Origin of the sequence: Nakamurella alba, assembly GCF_009707545.1 — a bacterium.
In the GTDB taxonomy this organism is placed as follows: domain Bacteria; phylum Actinomycetota; class Actinomycetes; order Mycobacteriales; family Nakamurellaceae; genus Nakamurella; species Nakamurella alba.
In genome coordinates, this window is record NZ_WLYK01000005.1 from 239,864 (window position 1) to 254,054 (window position 14,191).

A 14,191-nucleotide genomic window follows, 5' to 3' on the forward strand; every position below is an offset into this window, starting at 1 on the left:
CACCTGCGATCCCCTACAGGACGGGCGACCGGCGAGCGCCAGCTCGCCATGTTGGTTGCCGGTCCCGGGATCGTGCGGTCGAGCATCGCAACCGCAGCGAGGTACGAGCGCAGGTGAGAAGCGCAGGACGCGGGATCCCTCCGGGGACCGGCGACCCGCGGCCGCCAGGCCGCCATATCGCTGTGGCCGGTGCCACCACCTCGGAGGGTTACATCAGACAATAGTAAGGCTATCCTCAGATCACTATGAGTGAGCCGACGCAGAACCCGCCGCCCTCCCGCGTGACACAGACCTCGACGGTGAACCGGCTGGTCCGCCGGGGCCGTCGGCCGGTCGGCGTGGCGGTGGGTCTGCTCGGCGCAGGGATCCTGATGCTGGCCGCGACCGGCGGGGTGTCGGCCGCCGAGGGCGAGGCTTCCGGGTCCGCCTCCGCCACCCGGATCGCGGTCACTGCGGGCCAGCCGCTCGCGCCGGCCGCTGATCTCGCGATCGCCGGCAGCGACATCCAGCTGGTAGGAGCGGATCTGGCGCCGGGTGATGATCTCGATGTTCTGCTTGACGGCGAGCTGCTGGGCACCGTGGTCGTCGGTGACGACGGGGTGCTGGACACCGTGGTCACCATCCCCGCATCGACCCTGGCTGGCAAGCACTGGATCGAGATCGAGGGTTCCGCCGTCTCCCACCGCATCGAGATCCTCGCCGCCGCAGTCGATGTCGCGAGCAGCACCGGGACAGCGTCGACCGCCGGGCCCGCCGCTTCGTCGAGCAGTGCATCGTCGAGCAGTGCATCGTCGAGCGCACCTGCCACCGCGGAGTCCGCCGCTGCCGGCGACACCCCGACCTCGGCGTCCTCGACCCCTTACACCACTGAGCCCATCGCCACTGAGCCCGTCGCCACGGAGCCCGTCGCCACGACGGCAGCTCCGACCACCACCAGCGCTACGGAGAACACGGAGAGCACCGAGAGCACCGAGAGCACCCAAACTCTCGAGTCCGCGGGGAACCAGGCGCGGATCGCCGTCGCGGCCGCACCCCAGGGAGCGGCGCTCGCGCTGCCGCCGGGCGGCGCGGCGTCGGACACCCCGGGCACGTCGTCGACCGTAGACGGGTCGGCGGCGATCGGCGAGCAGCTGTCGTTCACCCTCAGCGGCTACCCCGCCGGCGAGACGGTCTACGTGAAGATCGATGACGGCCAGTACACCGGCTCCGGTGTGGTCGCCGGCGCCGACATCGTCGCCACCTTCCCGATCCCGGATTCCGGATCGGTGTCCGGGACCATCACCGTCCCGGCCGATCTGGCCGAGGGCGACCACTGGCTGCGCTTCCTCGCCTCCAAGGTCGTGGACGCGGGCACCCTGGGCTACACGCACAAGAGCGACACCTTCACGGTGACTGCCGCCGCTGCTCCCACCACCAGCGCCGGCACCACCACGACGGCGCCCACGACGAGCGCCGGCACCACCACCGCCGCACCCACGACCACCTCGGGCGCGACCACCACCGGCTCCACCACCAGCGGTGGCAGCACCGCGGGCACCACCACCGGCACCTCCGGGTCCGTGGCCGGCACCGGCGCCACCACCTCGTCCGGTTCCGACACCGGCTCCGGTACCGCGTCGACCACCACCACCGACTCCGACGGCACCGGGACGGCTGCCGGCGGCGACAGCGCAGGCAGCGGTGGCGGCGGTGCCGGATCCGGGACCTCGAGCGGCGGCGGTGCTCTGGCCTCGACCGGTGTCGATTCCGGGACCGCGCTCGCCATCGGCGCCGGGCTGCTGCTGGCCGGGGCCGGCATCGCCGGACCGTCCCGGCGCCGGGCCACGTCGTGACGGCGGCGGCGCTCCGCCCGCCGAAGGTCCCTCGGCCGACCCCGGCGCCGCGCACCTCGGACCCGGCCCTGCGCCGGCTGGCCGGCCGGCTGCTGGCCGCCGCGCCCGCCGAGCAGGCGCGGATCGTCGCCGAGTTCTGGTCCGGCGTGGGCCGGTCCGGAGCGCCGATGATCACCCCGACAGCCACTCCCGGCCGGTACCTGGTCACGTTCCTCTGGCGCGACCCGATGACGTGTGGCGTCCCCTTGCCGGACGTGCTCCTCTTCGTCAACCGGCTCACCGACGAGCGGGATCTGGCCCGCAGTCTGATGTCCCGGATCGCCGGCACCGACATCTGGCACCTCACCTACGAGGTGTCGTCCCGGTGGCGGGCGGGTTATGCGTTCCTCCCGCTCGACGCCGAGCGGAGTCTGCTGGCCGAGGGCGATCAGGTCCGGCTGCGGTCGGCCCTGGACGCCGGACGCACGGACCCGTTCGGCAGCGACACGGTGTGGGCCCGCGGCGGTGGCCTGCGCTCCGTGGTCTCCCTGCCGGAGGCCCCGCCCGAGCCGTGGCGCCACCTCCGACCGGCGGTACCGGCCGGACGGTTGGACCTGCGCACCTCCCCCGATCTGCCGGGCTATCCCGGTCGCCGCGTGTGGGTGCACCGGCCCGCCGGGATCCCGGACGGCGCACCGCTTCCGGTGCTGGTGCTGCTGGACGGCGACGTCTGGGCACAGCACGTGCCGTTCCTGCCGTCGCTGGCGAACCTGATGGCCGACGGGATGATCCCGCCCATGGTCACCGTGCTGCCGGACAGCGGGTCCCGCGACCGCCGCTGGACGGAGCTGACCGATCAGCGGCCGGTGGTCGACGCGATCGTGGACCACCTCGTCCCCTGGGCCACCGGCGGCGACGGGCACCTCGGGATCACCGTGGCCGGAGCCTCTCTCGGCGGACTGACCGCGGTCGCGGCTGCCTTGTTGCGGCCGGACCGGGTGACCGGTGCGGCCGGCCTGTCCTCCTCGCTCTGGTGGAACCCGGCGGGTGATCCGGTCCCGCCGGCCCACCGCTGGGCGCTGGACTGCGCACCCGGGCCGCGGCTGGATCTCCAGGTGGGACTGCAGGAGTGGGTGCTGCTGCCCCCGCACCACGAGTTCACCGACGTGCTGCGGTCGGCCGGGCACGACGTCACACTCACCGAGTTCGACGGCGGGCACGACCACGCCTGCTGGCGCGGCGGTCTCGCCGACGCCCTGGTCCGCCTGCATGACGCCGAGCGAGCCGCGGCATGACCGCCCGGTGGCGCCTCTGGTGCGCGGCCGTGCTCGGCGCGGCGGTGCTGACCGGCTGCGGCAGCAGCCCCACGGGCGAGTCCTCGGTGCTCAACACCTCCGCCCTGAACGCGACCGCCCAGGCGACGGGCTCCGGGACAGCGGAAGCCCCGGCGGCGGACGGCACCCGGACGGTCACCGACGCCCTCGGCGAGCAGATCACCGTGCCGGCCGATCCGCAGCGGGTGGTCACGCTGTCCGAGCCGACGCTGGACGGCGTGCTGGCCCTGGGCATCACCCCGGCCGGCACCACCGCCGGACGCGGCCGGTCCACCGTCGCCGACTACCTGCCGGCGTCCGCGCAGCAGATCCCGCTGCTCGGCACCGTGGCGCAGCCGAACGTGGAGGCGATTGCGGCGGCCACGCCGGATCTGATCCTGGTCGACGGCACGTCGATCAACAACAACCCGCCGCTGATCGAGACGCTGCAGGAGATCGCACCGACCGTGCAGACCGGTCTGGCGGGTGGCGACTGGGAGGCGAACTTCTCCCTGGTCGCGCAGGCACTGGGCAAGGAGTCCGACGGCGACCGGGTGCTGGCGGACTACCACTCCCGGGCGGACGAGCTCGCCGGCGGACTGAGCAGCCATGCGGAGCAGACGTTCTCGATCGTCCGGTGGCAGGGCAACTCCGCGTCGCTCATCCTCAAGGAGCTGCCGGCCGGGCGGGCGCTCACCGACCTCGGGCTGCAGCGCCCGGGGAACCAGGACCGCAACGGCCGTGGGCACTCCGAGCCGGTCGCCCTGGAGAACCTGGCCGAGATCGACGCCGATTGGATCTTCTTCGGCACCCTGGGCGGCTCCTCCGTCGGCAACCCGCAGGCCGGCGGCGGCGCCGACAGCGCGGCGGCCCAGGCCGTGCTCGAGGAGGCCGCCCGGACACCGGGTTTCACCACCCTGCAGGCCTACCGGGCCGGGCAGGTGGTGCCGGTCGACGGATCGGTCTGGACCTCCACCGGCGGCCCATTGCTGATGTCCCGGATCCTGGACGACGTCTCCGCCGCCCTGCTCGGCACGTGACCGGCCCACTGACCATCACCACCCGGCCGGTGCTGCCGGCCTGGGCGGCGGCAACGGCCGTGCTGCTGTTGTCGCTGCTGGCCGGTCTCACCATCGGCTCGAATCCGCTGTCGCCGGCCGAGGTGTGGTCGCTGCTGCTGCACCCCGACGGCTCCTTCGACTCCGAGATCTTCTGGCAGGGACGGGTACCGCGCACCCTGCTGCTGCTCGTCGTCGGCGCTGCACTGGCAGTCGCCGGCGCGATGATGCAGTCCCTGACCCGTAACCCGCTCGCCGACCCGGGCATCTTCGGCATCAACCAGGGGGCGGCGCTGGCCGTCGTGCTCGCCGTGGTGGTGACCGGGCGGACCGACCTGATGACCTACCTCTGGTTCGCGTTCGCCGGCGCTGCTGCTGCGGCGGTCGCGGTCACCGTGCTGGGCGGCGCCGGTCGACCGTCCGACATCGGCGGGCCGGTCCGGCTGGCGCTGGCCGGCGTCGCCGTCAGCGCCGCACTCGGCTCACTGGTGCAGACGCTGGTACTGGCCGACGCCGACGCCTTCAACGAGTTCCGCTTCTGGGCAGCGGGTTCCGCGGAGGGCCGCGGCTTCCCGGTGCTCTGGACGGTGCTCGGCTTCCTGGTGATCGGGATGGCCATGGCCTTCGGCAGCGCCCGCTCGATGAACGCACTGGCCCTCGGCGACGACACCGGGCGCGCACTCGGCGTCCGGCTCGGCCGCACCCGGATCACCGTGATGGTGGCGGTGGCCCTGTGCTGCGGCGCCGCCACCGCAGCGGTCGGCCCGATCGCCTTCCTGGGCCTTGCGGTCCCGCACCTCGCCCGCGCGCTCACCGGACCGGACCTGCGCCGGATGCTGCCGGTCGCGGTGGTGCTGGGCGGCGCGCTGCTGCTGCTCGCCGACGTGATCGGCCGGGTGGTGGCCGGCGGCGAGGGCGAGGTGCAGGTCGGCATCGTCACCGCGCTGCTCGGCGGGCCGGTGTTCGTGCTGGTCGCCCGTAGCCGACGGGTCACCGACCGATGAGCCTGAGCCGACCGATGAGCCTGACGGCCTCCCGCACGGATTCGCCCCTCCGGCGTCGGGCCGACCCGCGTCCGCGCCGGGTGATCGCCGCGGTGCTGATGGTCACCGCGGTCGCCGGCATCCTGACCCTGACCCTCGGCGACTACCCGGTGGACGTGCCCGGGGTCTGGCAGGCGCTCATCGGCGCCCACGAGGACCGGCTCGCCCGCTACTTCGTCCGGGAGATCCGGCTGCCCCGGGTGATCGGTGCCGTACTGGTCGGGGCAGCGCTCGGCGCCAGTGGCGCGATCTTCCAGTCGCTGTCCCGCAACCCCCTGGGCAGCCCGGACCTGATCGGCTTCACCACCGGTGCGGCGACCGGTGCACTGGTCGAGATCCTCTTGGGCACCGGCAGTCCCACCGCCGTGGCCGGGGCGGCCGTGCTCGGCGGCGTCGCCTCGGCGGTGTTGATCTACCTGCTCGCTGCCCGGCGCGGTGTCTCCGGGTTCCGGCTGGTGCTGGTCGGTGTGGGTATCGCGGCGGTGCTGCAGTCGGTCAACGCGCTGCTGGTGGTCCGCGCCGACCTGGCGCAGGCGCAGTCCGCGGCGCAATGGCTGGCCGGCTCGTTCAACGACATCCGCTGGCCGGGCCTGGTGGTGCTGATCCCGGTGCTGGCCGTGCTGCTGCCCTGGGCGATCGCCTCCCGGCGGTCGCTCGACGTGCTGGCGCTGGGCGACGAACTGGCCGGCGCGCTGGGGGTGGCCGTCGGCCGTTCCCGGTTGCTGCTGATCGTGGTCGGGGTGCTGCTGGTGGCGGTGGCCACCGCGGCGGTCGGCCCGATCGCCTTCGTCGCGCTCGGCGCACCGCAGGTCGCCCGCCGGCTGACCGGTGCGTCCGGGCCCGGCGTGGGCGCCGCGGCCGCGGTCGGCGGGTTGCTGGTGCTGGTCTGCGATGTGCTGGCGCAGCGCCTCTTCGCCCCCACCCAGCTCGCGGTCGGTTCGGTGACCGGCGCGCTGGGTGGCGCCTTCCTGGTCTGGCTGCTGGTCGTCACCTGGCGCGGGCGGCGGCCGTGAACCCATCCCGTACACCCGGAGGTCGTCCGTGATCGGCAACAGCATCGCCACCGTCTGCCTGTCGGGTGATCTCGGCGAGCGGCTCGACGCCGCCGCGGCCGCCGGGTTCGAGGCCATCGAACTCTTCGAGCACGACCTGACCACCTCGGACCTGACACCGGAGGAGGTCCGGCGCCGGTGTGCGGCGCTCGGACTGCGGATCGAGATGCTCCAGCCCTTCCGGGATCTCGACTCGACCTCGCCGGAGCGGTTCGCCCGCAACCTGCGCCGGGCGGACGGGAAGTTCGCCCTGATGGAGCGGCTGGGCATCGACATGCTGCTGGTGGTCAGCTCTGTCGCCGAGGACGCGGTCGCCGACACCGGCCTGCTGGCCGAGCAGCTGGCGGTGCTGGGCAGCCGGGCCGCGGGCTGCGGTCTGCGGATCGCCTACGAGGCGCTGGCCTGGGGACGCCACGTGAACACCTGGGAGGCGTCCTGGGAGGCCGTCCGCCGGTCCGACCACCCGGCGGTCGGGCTGTGCGTGGACAGCTACCACGTGCTCGCCGTCGACGGGAATCCGGACGGCATCGCCGGAGTGCCGGCGGCGAAGCTGTTCTCGGTGCAGCTCGCGGATGCACCGAGGTTGCCGATGCACGTGCTGCAGTTGTCCCGGCATCACCGGGTGTTCCCCGGTCAGGGTGCGCTGGACGTACCTCGGTTCGTCGATGCGGTGCGCCGCAGCGGCTTCCGCGGACCGTTGTCACTGGAGGTCTTCAACGACGACTTCCGGGCCGGCGATCCGCGGGCCACCGCATCGGCCGGCCGGCGATCGCTCGACCTGCTGCGGGCCGGCGGGCTCCAGGGGCGCGGCGAGACCCGGTGGAGCCGCGTCCAGCTCACCGGTGCCCCGGGCGCACTGGCCGATGTCGACCACACCCTGGCCGGGCTCGGGTTCGTCGACGCCGGCGGTCGTTCCCGCCGGCACGGTGATGCCGTGGTCGTCCTGGAACCTGGCGAGGGCCCGGCCCGGATCGCGCGGACCGTGCTGCACGACAGCGCGGGGATCCGCAGCCGGACGCCCGGGCCGGACGGCACCGAACTGGTCGTCGAACCGCTGACCGCACCCGCCGCACCGTCCGGACGGTGGTCGATCGACCACGTCGCCCTGCAGGTACCCACCGGTCGCCTCGCCGAGTGCGAGTTGGCCCACCGGACAGCGGGTTTCGTGCCACAGCGGGCGGAGGAGATCGGTACCCCGGCCGGCCTGCTGCGCCGGCAACCGCTGGCCACCCACGACCGCGGCGCCCGGGTGCTGCTGAGCTCGCTGCTGGTCACCGGTCCGGCCGCGGTCGCCACACCGCAGCAGACCGTCGCCTTCGGCTGCACCGACGTGCTCGGGGCCGCCCGCGCGGCCCGGGCCGCGGGCGTACCTGTGCTGCCGGTGCCCGCGAACTACTACGAGGACCTGGCCTGCCGGACGGAACTGCCGCCGGCGCTGATCTCGGTGCTGCGCGAGTTCGACGTGCTCTACGACCTGTCCGACGGCGGCGCCCTGCTCCGGTTCGGGACCATCGCCTTCGGTGCGGTGGGCTTCGAGCTGGTCCAGCGGGTCGGCGCGGAGGACGGTTACGGCGAGCTGTCCGCGCCGGTGCGGATCGCCGCGCTGCACCGCAGGCAGCGGGCCGACCTCCGCCGCGCGACGGCCTGAGGACATCCGCGTCGGTTTCGCCGGGTGCCCGGGTGGGGTACGGGGGCGGCAGGTCGAGCAGCCGGCCGCTTCGATCCTCCCCGAGAGCGACACATGCCCGGCACCGCACCTGTCCTGCTGTCCCATCCCACCCCGGTCGACACGCCAGGCGCGGCTGCCGACCGGGCTCGGCTGCAGGATGCGCTGGGCATGGCCGACGAGGTCTCCGGGCGCTCGGACCTCGCGCTGGAGCTGGCCCGTGAGCTCGGCGCCGGCGGCCACCCTGTCCCGACCCCCGGTGGGGGCGCCACCCGGATGAGGTGGGAGATCCTGGCCTCGGTGTCCGCGGCGGACCTGACAGCGGGCCGGGTGGTGGAGGCGCACCTCGATGCGCTGGCGATCCTCGACGAGGCCAAGGTCTGTGCTGACGGTGCCGACAGCAGTCCGCTGTCCCGTGTCGGCGCCGGCCCGGGCAGCACCTGGGGCGTGTTCGCCGCCGAGGGCGGCACCGACCCGCTCCGGGTGAGCGGGACGGCCGACGGGGACGTGCTGACAGGGACGAAGCCGTGGTGCTCGCTCGCCGACCGGCTCAGCCATGCACTGGTCACCGCGCACGGTCCGGACGGTCGGGGGCTGTACGCGGTGCGGTTGCGGTCGTCACGGATCCGGGCCGGCGAGGGGGACTGGGTGTCCCGGGGGCTGGCCGACGTCCCGTCCGGACCGATCGTGCTCGACCACGCCCCCGCCGTGCCGGTCGGCGGTCCCGGCTGGTACCTGCAACGGCCCGGTTTCGCCTGGGGCGGGATCGGTGTCGCGGCGTGCTGGTTCGGCGGCGCGGTCGCCCTCGGCCGCACGCTGTTCGCCCAGGTCGCCGCGCGTGGCGGCGATCCGATCGCGGACATGCACCTGGGTGCCGTCGACCTGGCGCTGACCCGGAGCCGGCTGACCCTGCTCGACGCCGCGGCGCGGGTGGACAGTGGCGTGCTCACCACAGCGGAGCGCGGGGTGCTGACCGCCCGCGTCCGGGCCGTCGTCGCCGACGCCGCCGAGGAGGTGGTGCACCGGATCGGGCACGCGCTCGGCCCGGCACCGCTCGCCCGCGACGAGGACCACGCCCGCCGGGTCGCGGACCTGACGTTGTACGTCCGCCAGCACCACGCGGAGAAGGACCTCGCCGCGCTCGGCGGCGACCTGCGGGACGGCGGTCTGCCGTGGTGACGCCCGTCCGTCCGGCCCCGGTGTTCGACCACCACGACCCCGGGACGTCCGAGAGCACCTGGTCGACGGTGCTACCGGCCGCCGCCACCCCCCTCGATCCCTCCGGGTTCCGTCGGGTGGTCGTGCTGGCCGCGCATCCCGACGACGAGTCGCTGGGCGCCGCGGGCCTGATGGCGCGGGCCACCGACGCCGGGCTGCCAGTGGTGGTCGTCGTCGCCACGGCCGGCGAGCGGTCGCACCCGGACTCGCCGACCCACACCCCGGAGGACCTGACCCTGCTCCGCCGTCGGGAGGTGTTCGAGGCGGTCGGCCGGGTGGCCCCGACCGCGGCCGTGCAGCTGCTGTGTCTCCCGGACGGCGGGCTGTCCCGGGAGGCGGATCGCCTCCGGGATGCGGTGGCCGACGTCGTGCGATCCGGGGACCTGGTCGTCGCCCCGTGGCGGTCGGACGGTCATCCGGACCACGCCGCCGTCGGCGCCGCCGCCGCCGAGGTCGCTGCGCGGTGCGGGGCGGTGCTGTGGGAGTACCCGATCTGGATGTGGCACTGGTCCGGACCGGACGATCCGGCGTTCCGCGGTACCCGCTGGGGCCGGGTCGATCTCGAACCGGATCAGCTGCGCCGCAAGCGCAGCGCACTGGCCTGTCACGGATCCCAGGTGCGGCCGTTGTCCACCGCCGAGGGCGACGAGGTGATGCTCCGACCGGGGTTCCTCGCGCACTTCCGCCGCGACCACGAGGTCTTCGCCGTCCCTGACGAAGGTGCTCCCGACGACGAGACCTCGCTCGACGCACCGTGGTTCGACGACTTCTACCGTGCGGGCGAGGATCCGTGGGGCTTCCGCACCCGCTGGTACGAGGAGCGCAAGCGTGCCGTCACGATGGCGTCGCTGCCCCGCCGGCGGTTCCGCTCGGCCTTCGAGCCGGGCTGCGCACTGGGCGTGCTCACCGCCGACCTCGCGGAGCGGTGCGACGCGGTGCTCGCCACCGACATCTCGGAGACCCCGCTGGTCGCCGCCCGGGAGCGACTCGGGCACTCCCGGACCGTCCGGTTGGAGCAGCTCCGGGTCCCGCAGGAGTGGCCCGACGGCCGGTTCGATCTGATCGTGCTGTCCGAGATCGGTTACTATTGTTCCCGTTCCGACCTGGCCTCGCTGGCCGGGTCCGCCGCACGATCGCTGACCCAGGACGGTGTGCTGGTCGCCTGCCACTGGCGGCACCCGGTGGCGGAGTACCCACTCGGCGGGGACGAGGTGCACCGCATCCTGCGCGCCGAGACAGGGTTGAGGGTGCTGGTCGAGCACGTCGAGGAGGACTTCCGGTTGGAGGTGCTCGTCGGTAGGAACGTGCGATCGGTGGCGGCCGAGGAGGGCCTTTCGTGACCGACCTGCTGGCCGCCCCGGTGCCGGCAGATCCGCCGGATGTGTTGTCCTGCAGCACGATCGCCGTGCTCATCCCGGCCAACAACGAGGAGCAGCTGATCGACCGCTGCCTCCTGTCGGTACGCACGGCCCGCCGGCGACTGGCCGCGGTCGTACCGGCGGTCGGCGTCCGGGTCGTCGTCGCGCTGGACTCGTGCACCGACGGCACCGAGGACCGGGTGGCCGGGCACCCCGAGGTCGAGCCGGTGACGTGCGACGCCGGGCGGGTGGGCGGCGCCCGGATGGCCGCCGCCGACCGGGCCCTCCGGATGGCCGGTGACCCGCGGAGCCTGTGGCTGGCCTGCACGGACGCCGACAGCTGCGTGCATCCGGACTGGCTGGTCGAGCAGCACCTGGCGGCGACCGGCGGGGTCGACCTGCTGCTCGGCACCGTCCGGCCGATCCTCGGCGGGGCCCGCCTGCAGCAGTGGACCGACCGGCACACGCTGACCGACGGACATCCGCACGTACACGGCGCCAATCTGGGAATCGCCGCGGAGATGTACCTGCAGGCAGGAGGTTTCGCCGATCTCGCCGCGCACGAGGACATCGACCTGGTGCGACGGGTGCGGGCGGCGGGCGGCCGGGTCCGCGCGACGGGCGCCGCGCCGGTGCTCACCAGCGCCCGGGAGACCGGCCGGACACCGGCGGGTTTCGCCGGCTACCTGGCGGCGTTGCCGCCGGTCGCCGCGGGGTAGTGCGCCCGTAACTGCCGGGCGGTCATCCGGTCGAGCAGCCGGTCCGGAACGACCCGGGACAGCCGGGTGAAGATCGCCGCGTCCCGGCCGATCGTGTAGCGGGTGCGTGGGCAACGCGCGGTCGCCGCCTTCGCGATGACCTCGGCCGCCTTCTCCGCCGGCCGGCCGGCCTCGGTGAACGCCTCCGCGTGCCGCATCACCGCGACCATCAGGTCGCCGTAGCGCCGCCGGTGCTCCTCGGTCATCGCGTCCCGGATCGCCGCGGCGTTGGCCACGCCGCGGTTGCTCATCTCGGTCTTCACGCCGCCCGGCTCGACCACCACCACCTGCACTCCACGCGGGCCGAGCTCCCGGCGGAGCGCGTCGCTGACCGCCTCCATCGCGAACTTGGAACCGGCGTAGGCGCCGTACGCGGCGAGGGATACCCGGCCGCCGACGGAGCTGATGTTCACCACCCGCCCCCGACTCTCGTGCAGTGCCGGCAGCAGCGCCTGGGTCATCGCGATGTGGCCGAACAGGTTCACCTCGAACACCCGGCGCCAGTCGTCCAACGGCAGTGCCTCCACCGGCGCGTTCACCGCGAGACCGGCGTTGTTGATCAGCGCCCGCAGCGGACGGCGCTGCGGGTCGGTGGCCACCCGCTGCGCGATGGCGGCCACCTGGTCCGGGTCGGTGATGTCGAGCAGCACCGGCTCCAGGCCGGGGCCGGCGAGCCGCTCGCCGTCGCTCTCCCGCCGGACCCCGGCGAGCACGTGGTAGCCCCGCCGGGCGAGCTCGCGGGCGGTGGCCGCGCCCATGCCGGTGGAGGCGCCGCTGATGACGATCAGCTCGGCGATTTGATGTGACACTGTCATATGAACAAGGTAGCGCTTCGTGTGACAGTGTCAAGTGAAGGGAGCCCGGCCCCTAGGATCGAGACCGTGATCAGCAGAGCGGACTCGGCCGCGGCGACCCGCGATGCGCTGCTCGAGGCGGCCGGTGCGCTGCTCGACGAGGGCGGGCCCGACGCCGTCACCCTGCGCGCGGTCGGCGCCCGGGCCGGGGTCAGCCGCGGCGCGCCGTACGGTCACTTCCGCGACAAGGAGGACCTGCTCACCGCGGTCGCCGTCGAGGCCTGGACCGTGGTGGCCGTGTCGCTGGAGAACCTGCGTGGATCAGCGGATCTCAGCCCCCGCGAGCGGCTGCGGCAGGCCTTGCTGGCCATGGTCGACCTGGGCCGGCACCGCCCGCACCTGTACGCGCGGATGTTCGTCATCCCGGCCGGCGACCCGGAGGCCGTGGTGCGGGCGGCCGGTCGTTCCCAGGACGCGTTCCTGGAGATCGTCGGTGACGTGCTGGGATCGGACATGGTCGGACCCGCGGACAGCCGCCGCTACGGCGCGCTGCTGCTCACCGGCGTGCACGGGATCACCGGCATGGAGATCAGCGGGCACCTGGGCACCCCGAAGTGGGGCGTCTCCGGCGAAGACCTCGTCGACCTGCTGGTCGACACGATCGACCGCTGACACCCCTGCGCGCAGGCGATGGTTCAGGTCAGCGGGTGAAGCCCGCAGCGCGGACGGCGTCGGCGATGCCCTGCTGGCCGGTGAGGGTCGGGTGGAAGGAGGCGGGATCGACGGCCACGTCGATGTTGTCGGTGCCCTTGATGGTGAGACTGCCGATGGTGCCGTTGATCCAGGGATCGCCGGAGCACAGCCCGTGCCCGGCGAAGGCGGCGGCGGTGTCGACGACATGGACCCAGCTCCCGGCTTTCTCGGCCGCTGTCCGCTGCAGCGCGTTGAGTTCGTCGGCCTTGCCGTCCAGCCAGCGGGCATCGTCCGGGGTGATCTTGGTGGCCACGGCGATACTGCGACCGGAGTAGGTGACGGTGATCCGGCCGAGCCCGCAGTCGCCGCTCCCGGGCTCGAACAGCCGCGGATAGCCGACCAGGTACACCTGCGCGTCGGGGGCGAGAGTGTGGATCCGGTCGAGGATCTCGTCGAACGAGACGATCGGCCGACCACCCGCGCCGTTGGCCGACGGTCCGCCGCCGAGGGCGGCCAGCCGAGCGTCGACGGCACTCGCCAGGTCCTGCTGGTTCCGGCAGCCGCGGCCGGGTCGGCCGTAGTTCAGGTTGAATTCGGAGATCCAGATGCACGAGGTCAGGACCTGGGTGAACCCGGCGTCGTTGCCGCCGACGGTCAGCATCACCGCACCGGTGTCCGGCCCGACGGCGGCCGGCACGTCGTCCGGGCAGTCGGCGGAACACAGTTGTGCGGGCGCGTTCCCGGCCCCCAGCAGATCACCGGTGACGGCACCGGAGCAGGCCCGGAAGGCGAGACCCGAGGGCACCAGCAGCGGTCCGTAGGCGTGCGCGGAGCGGTGGCAGCGACCGCCCTCCCCGTCGGTCCCGGCCTCGTAGTCGCCGGCCCCCTCGCCGGCCGAGTAGGAGTCACCGAGCGCCGCGACGGCCGCACCGCGCACCGACTCCCGCCACTGCACGTCCTGGGCGAACGAGAGTGCCGTGCCCGCAACGGTGACCGTCATCGCGTCGACGCCGATCGCGGTTCCGGTGTACCGCACCGCCACCACCCCGTCGGCACCGGTCAAACAGGTCGCCGGGACGCAGTGCACCACCGCGCCCGGGTTGGTGCCGGCGATCCGCAGCGCCACGCGGGCATTCGGCACCGCGCGCCCGTCGTCCGCCCACACCCGGGCGATGAGCTCGACCGGATCGTCCAGGTGCGCGATGGCGGTGCCACCGGTGACGGTCAGCCTGGTCGGCACCGGTGGTGGCTCGGGGGTGGTCGTCGGTACCGAGGTCGACACCGGGGTCGATCCGTCGGACCCACCGCCGCCGGCCACCGTCGGCCGGCCGGTGATGCCGGTCGTCGGCAGCAGGAGAGCGAGCAGCAGCACCGCGACGACCACCAGCGCCAGTGCGGCCAGCACCGATCGCCGCCGTCGCCGCGAT

Annotated in this window: 12 protein-coding genes; 10 read left to right on the forward strand and 2 right to left on the reverse strand. The window is 73.8% G+C overall.

Annotated elements, in window-relative coordinates:
• Positions 1–245 precede the first annotated feature (245 nt).
• From GIS00_RS13210 to GIS00_RS13245, 9 genes are all read left to right on the forward strand, one after another.
• Positions 246–1,832 (forward strand): hypothetical protein, encoded by a 1,587-nt coding sequence (locus tag GIS00_RS13210; RefSeq protein ID WP_154768899.1) that lies wholly within the window; start codon positions 246–248, stop codon positions 1,830–1,832.
• Positions 1,829–3,106, forward strand: a complete 1,278-nt coding sequence (locus GIS00_RS13215; protein ID WP_154768900.1) for an enterochelin esterase domain-containing protein — start codon at positions 1,829–1,831, stop codon at positions 3,104–3,106. The genes GIS00_RS13210 and GIS00_RS13215 overlap by 4 nt, the downstream gene beginning before the upstream one ends.
• Positions 3,103–4,164 (forward strand): ABC transporter substrate-binding protein, encoded by a 1,062-nt coding sequence (locus GIS00_RS13220; protein ID WP_154768901.1) that lies wholly within the window; start codon positions 3,103–3,105, stop codon positions 4,162–4,164. The genes GIS00_RS13215 and GIS00_RS13220 overlap by 4 nt, the downstream gene beginning before the upstream one ends.
• On the forward strand, positions 4,161–5,186 hold the full coding sequence (locus GIS00_RS13225) for a FecCD family ABC transporter permease (RefSeq protein ID WP_322097923.1): 1,026 nt from the start codon (positions 4,161–4,163) through the stop codon (positions 5,184–5,186). Before GIS00_RS13220 ends, GIS00_RS13225 begins: the two co-directional genes overlap by 4 nt.
• A complete protein-coding gene (locus tag GIS00_RS13230) occupies positions 5,183–6,238 on the forward strand; it encodes a FecCD family ABC transporter permease (RefSeq protein ID WP_230313535.1) in 1,056 nt (351 codons plus the stop codon). Before GIS00_RS13225 ends, GIS00_RS13230 begins: the two co-directional genes overlap by 4 nt.
• A gap of 28 nt (positions 6,239–6,266) precedes the next feature.
• Entirely contained in the window at positions 6,267–7,925 is a 1,659-nt protein-coding gene (locus GIS00_RS13235) for a sugar phosphate isomerase/epimerase and 4-hydroxyphenylpyruvate domain-containing protein (RefSeq protein WP_322097924.1), read from the forward strand.
• A gap of 93 nt (positions 7,926–8,018) precedes the next feature.
• Positions 8,019–9,122 (forward strand): acyl-CoA dehydrogenase family protein, encoded by a 1,104-nt coding sequence (locus tag GIS00_RS27620; RefSeq protein ID WP_230313536.1) that lies wholly within the window; start codon positions 8,019–8,021, stop codon positions 9,120–9,122.
• Positions 9,119–10,501 (forward strand): bifunctional PIG-L family deacetylase/class I SAM-dependent methyltransferase, encoded by a 1,383-nt coding sequence (locus tag GIS00_RS13240; protein WP_322097925.1) that lies wholly within the window; start codon positions 9,119–9,121, stop codon positions 10,499–10,501. Before GIS00_RS27620 ends, GIS00_RS13240 begins: the two co-directional genes overlap by 4 nt.
• On the forward strand, positions 10,498–11,238 hold the full coding sequence (locus GIS00_RS13245) for a glycosyltransferase (protein WP_154768902.1): 741 nt from the start codon (positions 10,498–10,500) through the stop codon (positions 11,236–11,238). The genes GIS00_RS13240 and GIS00_RS13245 overlap by 4 nt, the downstream gene beginning before the upstream one ends.
• Here GIS00_RS13245 and GIS00_RS13250 read toward each other — a convergent pair.
• Entirely contained in the window at positions 11,202–12,092 is an 891-nt protein-coding gene (locus GIS00_RS13250; protein WP_154768903.1) for an SDR family oxidoreductase, read from the reverse strand. The genes GIS00_RS13245 and GIS00_RS13250 overlap by 37 nt on opposite strands.
• 66 nt (positions 12,093–12,158) lie before the next feature.
• On the opposite strand from GIS00_RS13250, the gene GIS00_RS13255 reads away from it, so the two are divergent.
• Positions 12,159–12,743 (forward strand): TetR/AcrR family transcriptional regulator, encoded by a 585-nt coding sequence (locus tag GIS00_RS13255; protein ID WP_322097926.1) that lies wholly within the window; start codon positions 12,159–12,161, stop codon positions 12,741–12,743.
• A gap of 28 nt (positions 12,744–12,771) precedes the next feature.
• Here the strand turns inward: GIS00_RS13255 and GIS00_RS13260 are convergent, their stop codons facing one another.
• Positions 12,772–14,169 carry a GDSL-type esterase/lipase family protein gene (locus GIS00_RS13260; protein WP_154768905.1) on the reverse strand — a complete coding sequence of 466 codons (1,398 nt, stop codon included), beginning with the start codon at positions 14,167–14,169 and terminating at the stop codon, positions 12,772–12,774.
• Between the last annotated feature and the right edge of the window lie 22 nt (positions 14,170–14,191).